General features: G+C 73.4%; 2 protein-coding genes and 1 pseudogene. 2 read left to right on the top strand and 1 reads right to left on the bottom strand.

What is annotated here, in order from left to right; all coding sequences use genetic code 11:
• The coding region (locus ACFQ3T_RS30680) for a glycosyltransferase (protein ID WP_380728594.1) at positions 1-8,982 on the bottom strand (8,982 nt) is incomplete at its 3' end.
• 79 nt (positions 8,983-9,061) lie between these two features.
• On the opposite strand from ACFQ3T_RS30680, the gene ACFQ3T_RS30675 reads away from it, so the two are divergent.
• A complete protein-coding gene (locus ACFQ3T_RS30675; RefSeq protein ID WP_380728592.1) occupies positions 9,062-9,220 on the top strand; it encodes a hypothetical protein in 159 nt (52 codons plus the stop codon).
• Positions 9,221-9,574: 354 nt separating this feature from the next.
• Positions 9,575-9,824: pseudogene (locus tag ACFQ3T_RS30670) on the top strand (PPE domain-containing protein); the annotation flags it as partial.

Here is a 9,824-nt window from a genome sequence, read left to right as displayed (position 1 = left end):
CGGCGGTGGTGCCGGGGTTGCCGGCGGTGCGGCTGCGGGCTGCGTGCCGGGTGCGGGTGCGGTGGTGGGCAGCGGTGGGGCCGGCGGAGCGGTGGCCTGGGCCGTTGCCACGGCGGGTGTGGCGCCGGCGGTGGTGGCCGGTGTGGTGATGGGCAGGGGTGGCACCGGCGGTGTGGTGGGGAGGGTCGGTGCGGCCACCGTGGTGTGTGGCTGCGGTTGGGTTGCGTTCGTCGGTGCCGCGTTGGCCGGTGCGGCGGTGGTGGGGTTCGTCGGAGGTGCGGGCGGGGCGGGCGGTGGTGGCGGTGGGGTGGCGTTGTAGGTGTCGATCTGTTGGTCGACCTGGGCCTTGGCGTCCCACCAGGCTTGTTGGGCCTGGTCCGCCTTGACCCGCTCGGCCTCCAGCGCCTGCTCGACGCGGGCGATCTCGTCGCTGAGCTGCTGCCGCGCCCGCACGGCGGCGTCGTGGCGCTCCTGCGCCTCGACCCGCTGCTGGTCGGCCCGCCGCGCGGCATCCTGGGCGTTGACCAGGTCGGCCTCCGCGGTCGTCACGTCGGTCCGCGCGGTGCCGAGGGTGGTCAGCGCCGTGTTCAGGAGGGTTTCCGCGTCGGTCACCTGCTGCCGCACGGCGGTGGCGCGTTGTTGGGCCTGCTGCGCCGTCGCCGCGGCGACCTGGTGGTCGGCTTGGGCGTCGGTGAGGGCGCGGTGGGCGGTGTCGACGTCGCGTTGCCGGGCGTCGCGGAGGGCCTTCGCGTCGGCGACCTGGGTCTCCAGCACCGGACGCCGGGGGTCGGGGCCCTGCGGCGGGGTGTGGTTGGCCAGGGCTTGCTCGGCCGTGCGGAGGTCGGCTTCGGCGTCGGCGAGGCGCTGGGCGGCCAGGTCGTGGCGGGACCGGGCGTCGGCCACCGCGTCCGCGCTCATCCGCTCGTGCAGCTCGGCGGTCAACCGCGCGTTCTCGACCGTGACGGCGTCCACGCGCAGGTTCGCGAGTTCACCCTGCCGTGTGTCGACCAGAAGATTGGCCTGCTCACGCCGTGACTTCGCCCGCTCCAGCGCGGTCTCCAGCCCCGGCACCACACCGGCCGCGGTGGCCGCGGTGGTCGCGGCGGTGGTCAGTTCACCCGCACGGGTGGCGACGTCGTTGTCCGCACGGGTGATGTCGGGCGCCAGTTCGTTGATCTTCGCGACGGCCGCGTGCCGTGCCGCGTCGGACGCCTCCTCGGCCTTGCGCCACAGCTCCGCCTCGGTCTTGACGGCGTTCTGCGCCTCGGCCAGCGGCCCGTCGAGCGCCTTGCCGAGCACGGCCTCGACGTCGGGCGCGGTCATCCGGACCTCGGCCGAGTCGGGCACGGTCAGGTCGAAGACGGCCACCCCGCCGTTGTCCAGCCGTGCCACGACCCGGTACTCGACGTCGAACGCGACCAGCCCGGTCCGGCCGTCCGCCTTCAGGTTGCCGGTCCGGTTGGCGGACGCGCCGCCGGACACCGCGTCCGAGTTCTCGGTCGCGTGCCGCACCTCGACGCCGCCGGTGTTGAAGTTCACCACGGGATCGGTCGGCTTCGGGTTGGCCGGGTCCTGCGGCTGCTTGAGGCTGAACCCGCCCGCGACCGCGCCCAGCGACGCGTCACCCGTCTCGGTCGACTTGAAGTCGGTCGACGTCGCGGTGACCGACGTGGTCGGGTTCTCCAGCTTCACCCCGTCGCTGACAGCCGCCAGGCGCGGGTTCACCAGCTTGGGGTACACCTCCAGGTCCGCGTGCTGACTGAGCGTCAGCGACGCCTCGTCCAGGCCCACGACCAGCGGCGATCCCGTCATGCCGGGCAAGCCGGGCTGGAGCTGCTCGGAGCTGATCGTGGACAGCAGGGCGTTGAGCGACCCGGTGCCCTTGCCGGTGATGCCCGCGTTCGCGCCGGCGGCGGTCAGCGCCGTCACGGCCACCCGCCGCAGGTCGGTCACGCCGCGCAGGGTCTCGACCGACGAGCCCGGCGGCAGCGTGACGGGGTTGCCGGCGGCACGCCACGCCGTCAGCCGGTCGGGCCGGGCCTCGGCCGCGTCCCGCCGCACGTCGGTCGCCGTGTACGGGGTGCGGGCGGGCGAGCCGGTGGGCGGGGTGACGCGCTGGTTGTCCGCGTGCACCCGGATGCCCATCTCACGCGGTCCGCTGCTCGCGCGGCCGACGACGTGATCGCCCTTCTCCACCACGAGCTCGAACCGGATCGGCACGCCGTACCGGACGGCGGGCCCGGTGCCCGCGCGCAGGTTGCCCGCCTGGTCGGTGGTGGACGTCGTCGTGGACGTGGTCTTGGCACCGCCGATGTTCACGGCGGCGGCCACGCCGGCCGTGCCGGACAGGTTCGGGTTGGCGCTGCCCGGCTGGCCGACGCCCGGCAGCCGCAGGCCGGTGCCCCACGCGGTGGACTTCTCGCGCGTGTCGGCCGTCTTCCGCGCGGTGGCGACGGTGTGCTCCATGTCCACGCCGTCGTTCACGGCGTTGCGGAACACGGGTGTGCCGGTCGTGGCCCGCAGCACCACCTGGAACGTCTCCTTGCCGAACACGCCGGGCTTGTGCACCAGCAGCGGCACGCCGCCGTCCAGCGCGCTGTCCACGAGGGACGTCGCGCCGGTCGTGGACGCCAGGTCGACCAGGCGTTGGAGGTTGTGCATGGAGTCGTCCAGCACCGACTCCGGCAGCAGCTCCGGACCGAGTCGCCGCAGGTCCGCGCGCAGGTCGGGGACCAGGGTGGACAGGTCGGGCATCTCGTCGACGAGGCTGAGGCCGAGCGCGCCCGGCTCGTCCTGCGCGAGCATCCGCGGCGGCTCCATCGAGCCGAACGTCGGCGACGTGTGCCCCGGCAGCGGCGGCAGGAGCCCCATGCCGCGCGCGGTGTCCTCGCTGACGCGCACGAACACGCCGCCGGGCAGCGTCACGACGGAACCGGCCGTCCGCGGCGTGCCCTTGTAGAGGGTGTTGCCGGAACGGGACTCCGCGATGAGCGTGACGTCCGCGTCCATCTGCACGAGCACGGTGCGGGTCTTGGCGGCGGTGACCCGGTTGCGGTCCACGCTGCCCGCGACCTCGTTCGACCGGGTGGACGACCGCGCCCACGGCGTCCACTTGCCCACCCACCCGAGACCGCCCGCGCCCTTCGGGGTCGTCGTCGGCTTCATCGGCACGTTGACGCCGACCGTCGCGTCGACCGACTTGCTGTCGGTCTTGCTCGTCCCGGCCTTGTAGCCGCCGGTGCTCGCGTTCTCCGTGGGCGTCGAGTCCGAGATGGACACCAGGCGCGGGTTGCGCAGCTCGACGGACGTGCCCAGCGCGCCGGTGCGGTCGGTGACCCGGCGGCCGTACTTCAGCGAGCCCTCCTGCATGCCCGTGCGGATCAGCTTCGGCAGGTTCGCCTTGAAGCTCTCCGCGCCGTGCGACTGGTTGATCCGGTTGCGCGATTCCGTGCCCGGCACCGTCAACGACGAGTCGCCGTCCGCGGCCTGGTTCAGCACCCGGATGGCCTCCTCGACCACCGCGTCGGTGTTGACGACGGCCTCGACGTGCAGGATCTCCGGCGCGGCCGGCCGGGGCGCGCTGAGCAGGTCCTTGATCGACCCCGGGTTCGCGATCGGGGTGGCGGTCGGCGTGCCCGGCGCGAACACCGACGGGTCGGAGTCGAGCGTCGAGCCGTCGGACACCCACAGCGTCACCGGGCCCGCGATGGGCGGGAGGTTCTGCGCCACGTTCGCGCCGCCGCCCGTCCGGGCGACCGTGCGGGGCGCCGGCACCTCCCGGAACGGCGAGCCGGGCGTCACCCGCCTGACCCACGCGCGGCTGCGGCTGAACGTCGTGATCTCGACGTCGAACGTGGTGTTGTGGTCGAACACCTGCGCGTCGGCGCTGCCCACGTTGAGCGACGTGCTGTTCACCGTGGGGCCGGCGGTGGTCTTCGCGGTGGTGGAGCTGGAGAACTTCACGCCGGCCTGCGGCGCGGGCGTGAGCGTCGTCGTGCCGGACACCGCCGGGATGACGACCCGGCCCTCCACGCCGAGGTTCCAGCCCTTCTGGGTCGCGGTCGAGCTGTCCAGCCTCGGCCCGGTGGACGCCGAGCCGCGCACGTTGCGGCCGTCGACCTGGCCCACGTGGGTGCCCGGCGCGACGTTCGCCTTGATCCTGATGTTGACGTACTCGTTGGTCGCGAAGCCGCGCTTCTTCAGCTGCACCTGCACGCCCGAGCCCATCAGGCTGTCCATCCGGCCGCTCAGCGCCGCCCGCGAGATCTCCGCGTCGAGCTTGCGCTGGTTGGCCATCAGCTCGACCAGGTCGCCGTGCTTGACGCGGGTGGTGCGCGGGTCGGCGTTCGGCGCGTTCCACGTCGGCAGGAAGCCGCCGAGGCGGCGCAGGGCGTCCTCGACCTGCGTCTTCACCCTCGCCGCCGGCTCGAACGCGCCGACCTTGGCGTTGCCCGCGGCCAGCGACGCCGCCAGGTAGGGCGGTGCGAACCTCGTGCCCGCGGTGCCCGGCTTGGTCAGGTCCGGCGCGGTGCCCGGCGGCACCGGCAGCCCCTGCGCGGCGGCCTCCGGGACGCCGATCCGCTGGTAGGTGGTGACCGGGATGACCACGTTCGCGCCGTTGGGCGTGCGGACCTCGACCTCGGCGGTCACCTTGTAGAGGCCGATCTCGTTCTTGAGCTGGATGCCGGCACGGGTGCTCGTGCTCACGCCCGCCGACGAGCTCTCGGTCGTGCGCGCGGACACGCCGCCGACGACGCCCGCCGTGCCGCCCACCGCGCCGGGGACGATCGCGCCGCCGCCCAGGCCCGCGCTGATGTCGAAGCCGCTCTTGGTCGACGCGCTCACGGCGCCGCTCGTGCCGGACGTCTCGTGGACGCGCAGCTGGGAGTCGTTGGTCGTGCCGACGAGTTCCGCGGTGATCAGGTTCGCCCGCATCTGCAACGCCGACGCGTGCCCGCCGTGCGGGCTCACCAGGTCCGGCGAGGTGACCCACCCGCTGAGCATCGGGCCGAAGTTGTCGCGGATGGACGTCTCGTTGACGAAGTCGAGCACGGTGGTGCGGCCGGGCGAGCCGACCTGCGTGATCGACGGGTGCAGGTGCGCGGCGATGTCGGCGAACGCCCGCGCGGCGTCCAGGCCGGTGACGGCCTCGGGGACGGGGTGCTCCAGCCGCGCGCCCCAGCCCGGCGCGGGGGTGACCGGGGTCAGGGCCGGGTCGGGAGGGGTGAGGCTGGTCAGCTCGTGCGGGATGTGCAGCGTCACGTCCACGTCGCCGGCCGGGTCGCTCGCGACCGTGACCGGTCCGTGCGCCGTGCCGCGCGCGTCGGTGAGCGTGACCGTGTACGTCACCGGGACGGTGGCCCGCGTCGAGTTGTCACCCGAGCGGATGATCCGCTGGTCGGCGGCGGACGTCGTGGTGGTGGTCGACGTGACCGGTCGCGCCAGCGGCGCCTTCGCGCCGAGCGAGCCCGTCACGCCGACGCCCATGCCGGCCGCCGCCGCGACGCCGACGTCGTTGCCGGACGCGATGGTGCTCGTGGCCGACGCGGTGACGCCGCTGTTGGCCGCCATGTCCACCTTGGTCTTGGTCGGCGGGGTGGACGTCGCGGCGGCCTCGTCGACCGGCGTGGTCATCACGGCCTGCACGTGCGCGTCGAACCAGTCGCGGCCCACCTGCACCTGGAAGTGCCTGCCGTTGCCCAGGACCGACTCGAAGTCGCCGGTGATCGCGGACTCGATCGCGTCCACGCCGACCGGCTCGACGCCGGGGCGCCGCGGCAGCAGGCCGTTGACGGCGTCGGTGACCCGTGCCGCGCCGGTGACGTCCCGCGCCGCGACCGAGCCCAGCGCCCGGCCGCTCTGCGCGAACTCCGGCAGGGCGGGCAGCGACGGCAGCAGCGGGCCGGGCCGCGCGGTGTTCAGCGTGGTCAGCGGGATCATCGGCGCGGGCGTCGAGGCGAACGGGTTGCGGAGGCCGGGGAAGTGGGGCGTCTTGTGCGACGGCCCGCCGGTGTCCGCCGCCGGCGGCGTCTCGCGGTCGAGCTGGGCCTCGCTCTCGGGCGTGATGAAGTCCAGCCCGGACCACGTGGCGCGTGCCTCGGGGTCGACCCGCAGGTGGCCGTTGAAGGTGTTGGAGAAGTCGGCCCACGTCGTGTTGGGCGGCCACTTGCCGTTGGCCTTGAGGTGCTTCTCCAGCTGCGACTCGATGTAGCGCGGACCGGTGAGGGAGGCGGCGTTCTTGCTGAGGTCCTTGCCCACCAACGCGGTCTGGACGCTGTAGTCGTCCGGCTTGGGCAGGTTGTCGATCAGGCGTTGCAGGAACTGCGAATCGGGCGGCGACACGATCAGGTTGTTGTTGAACATGCCCGCGTCGTAGAGGTTGTCGACGACCCGCTGCAGGGGCGTCTTGCCCGCGTCGGCCTCGGTGGGCTCCGGCAGCTCGGCGACGTGCCGGTCGAAGGCCTCCTGGTCGCGCAGCAGCGGCGCGAGGAACGGCACGGCCGCGCCGGTGTTGGACATCTTCAGGTCCTGAGGCAGCTGCACCTGGCCCGGCGCGATGTCGACGTCGACGTACGCGCCGCCGCGCTTCTGGAGGATGTGGTAGCGGGCGATGTCGGACGCCAACGCGTACGCGCCCTTCTTCAGAGCCAGGTCCGACAGCTTCTTGGCGTTGCTGTCCAGACCGGGCACGACACTGCCGCCCGGCAACGGGTTCAGCAGCGACCGGTCGACCGGCCGTTGCCCGACGACGCCCGGGAACCGCGCTTCGAGGTCCGCGAGCAGCTGCCGGTTGCCCGGCTTGGCCGCGGCCGACGGGTCCGTCCACAGGCGCAGCTTCCAACCCGACTCGGCCGCCTTCGCCGCCCACTCGGTGATGTTGGCCTTCGCGGCGGGGCTCAGCTCGCCGCCCATCCAGACGAAGTGCAGCTTCTTGGGCACGGTGGCGTCCCGCCCGCCGCCCACGACCGCCGCCGGCGCGTCCGGCTCGTTCCAGCCCCACGGCTCCTTGCGGCCGAAGCCCGCGTTCGGCGACTTGACGTCCGGCGCCGGCACGTCCGCCCTGGTGTCCGGGGCGGTGGTGTTCGGGTTGACCGGGTTGTCCACCCGGCCCGTGTCCGGGTCGACCCGTGACGGCGTCATCACCTCGGGGTTCGGCCCGCGCTTGTCCACCAGCCACAGGTCACGCGGCATGACGTGCGCTTCCGGCTTGCCCGCGTTCGGGCCCATGATGCTGTTGTCGTTCGCGACGCGGCCCTTGCCGACGACCTCGGTCGTGCCGTCGAGGTGCGTGACCGTCTTGCCCGGCGAGTGCTGGAAGATGCTGGGGTTCTGGTCGGGGCGCTCGAAGTAGACGTCGTCGAGGCCGCCCGAGTGCCCGCCGATCTCGTGCGCGAAGTGCACCGGCTTGGCGTCCACGGGCAGTTCGAGCTGGTTGGGGTGGCTGCCCGGCGGGGTGATCGTGATCGTGCCGGTGGCCTCGTCGGGGTTCGTGGTGAACTCGATGTTGACGTTCAGCTGGTCGCCGCGCGGCAGCGCGAAACCCTTGTTCCAGAAGGTGTCGGCGCCCTTCTTGGCGTTGTCCTTGAAGTCCTGGATCTGCTGCGGCGTGAACGCGTCGGTGTTGTTCAGGAAGAGCTTGAACGTGCGGTCTTGCACGACGGTGTCCGGCTTGCCGTCCACGCCCGGGAACGCGATGCGGCGCGCCTCGTAGCCGATCTGGTTGCCCCACGTGGACAGCTCGAACTTCGGGCGGCCGTCCGGGCCGAAGGTGATCCGGCTGTCGTTCGTCAGGCCGCCGACGTCGGCGAAGTGCCGGACCGGCGGGACGTCGCCGCGCACGGCGTCCACCCGGTCGGGGCTGACCGGGGCGGGGTGCTTGGCCCAGGACGTGCCGGGGTCGCCGTGGTCCTTGCCGCTGTGCCGCCAGCTCTCGTCGTTGATGACCTGGTCGCCGTCGGGTCGCTTCGGAGCGGTGGTGGCCGGGTCCGGCGGTGTGGCGCCGGCGGGTGGCGCGTCGGCGGTGGGGAAGTTGGGCGTCTTCGTGGACGGGCCGGTGGCGTCCGGTGGCGGCGTCTCGCGGTCCAGCTGGGCTTCGCTCTCCGGGGTGATGAAGTCCAGGTTGCTCCAGGTGTCGCGTGCTTCCGGGTCGACCTGGAGGTGGCCGTTGGCGGTGTTGGCGAAGTCGGCCCAGGTGGTGTTGGCCGGCCACTTGCCGTTGGCCTTGAGGTGCTTCTCCAGCTGGGACTCGATGTAGCGGGGGCCGGTGAGGGAGGCGGCGTTCTTGCTGAGGTCCTTGCCGACCATCGCCATCTGGACGTTGTAGTCGTCCGTCTTCGGCAGGTTGTCGATCAGCCGTTGCAGGAACGGCGAGCCGGGCGGTGACACGATCAGGTTGTTGTTGAACATGCCCGCGTCGTAGAGCTTGTCCACGACCCGTTGCGTCGGGGTCTTGCCCGCGTCGGCCTCGGTGGGTTCGGGCAGCTCGGCGACGTGCCGGTCGAGGGCTTCCTGGTCGCGCAGCAGCGGGGCGAGGAACGGGACGGCCGAGCCCTTGGTCGACATCTTCGGGTCGGCGGGCAGTTGCACCTGGCCGGGGGCGATGTCGACGTCGACGTACGCGCCGCCGCGCTTCTGGAGGATGTGGTAGCGGGCGACGTCCGACGCGAGCGCGTAGGCGCCCTTGTCCAGCGCCAGGTCGACGAGCTTCTTCGCCTTGCTGTCGAGGGCCGGGACGACGCTGCCGCCGGGGACGGGGTTCAGCAGGGACCGGTCGACCGGCCGTTGCCCGACGACGCCGGGGAACTGCGCTTCGAGGTCCGCGAGCAACTGCTTGTTGCCGGGCGCGTCGGCCGCCTTGGGATCGGTCCAGAGGCGCACCCGCCACCCCGACTCGGCCGCCTTGGCCGCCCACTCGGTGATGTTGGCCTTCGCGGACGGGCTCAGCTCGCCACCCATCCAGACGAAGTGGAGCTTCTTGGGCACCGCAGCGTCCCGCCCGCCACCGACGACGGCCGCCGGCGGGTTGGGGTTGGGGGCCGGCGCGTCACCGGTGGTGCCCCGTGTGGTGTTGGGGGCGGTGGTGTTCGAGGTGTCGGGGGTGGCGGGGAAGTTCGGGACCTTGCGGGTGGTGCTGGGCGGGGCGGTCGGGCCGACCACGGCAACGACGACGTCCGGGGTGAGCGGGGTGACGCCGGTGGTCTGGTTCGGGGTGCTCGCCTGAGGGGGACGGTTCTGCGGGGCCGAGGTCGGGGCCGGGGCCGGGGGTGCCGGCCGTGTGTCGGCGGGCGGGTTCGCCGGCGCGGCGGGGGTGTTGGCCGGCGGGGCGCTCCCGGGTGGGGCGGCCGGGGGCGCGGTGTTGGGCGGAGTGGAGGTGGGGGTTGGTGAGGTCGGCGTGCTCGCGGGCGGCGGAGCAGCCGGAGGCGTGGTGGGCGCGATCGGTTGCGCTGTGGGTGGGGCGGGCGTGCCGGCAGGTGCCTGAGCGGCGGGTGGCTGTGTGGTGGGTGGCTGTGTGGTGGGCGCGGCGGGTGCGGTGACCGGCGGTGCGGCTGCGGGGGTGGCAGGCGCAGGCGGGGGCGTGGTGGGCAGGGGCGGTTGCGCGGCGGGCGGGGCAGGTGAGCTGGCGGGCGGCGCGGCGTTGACGGTGGTGGTTGCGGGTCGTGGCGCGGGCTGGGTGTCGGGCGTTGTCACCCGTGCCGTTGCGGATGGCGGCGGCGCAGGGGTGTTGGGCGAGGTCACCGGGGTCGCTGCGGGCGCGGGTGCGGCGAGGGTGGCGGGTGGCACGGCCGGTGGCGCGGCTGTGACCGGCGGCTTTGCGGCCGGAGGCG

It is taken from the genome of Saccharothrix hoggarensis (assembly GCF_042678885.1).
GTDB classification, from domain to species: Bacteria; Actinomycetota; Actinomycetes; order Mycobacteriales; family Pseudonocardiaceae; genus Actinosynnema; species Actinosynnema hoggarensis.
This window is presented reverse-complemented; position numbering and strand designations above follow the sequence as displayed.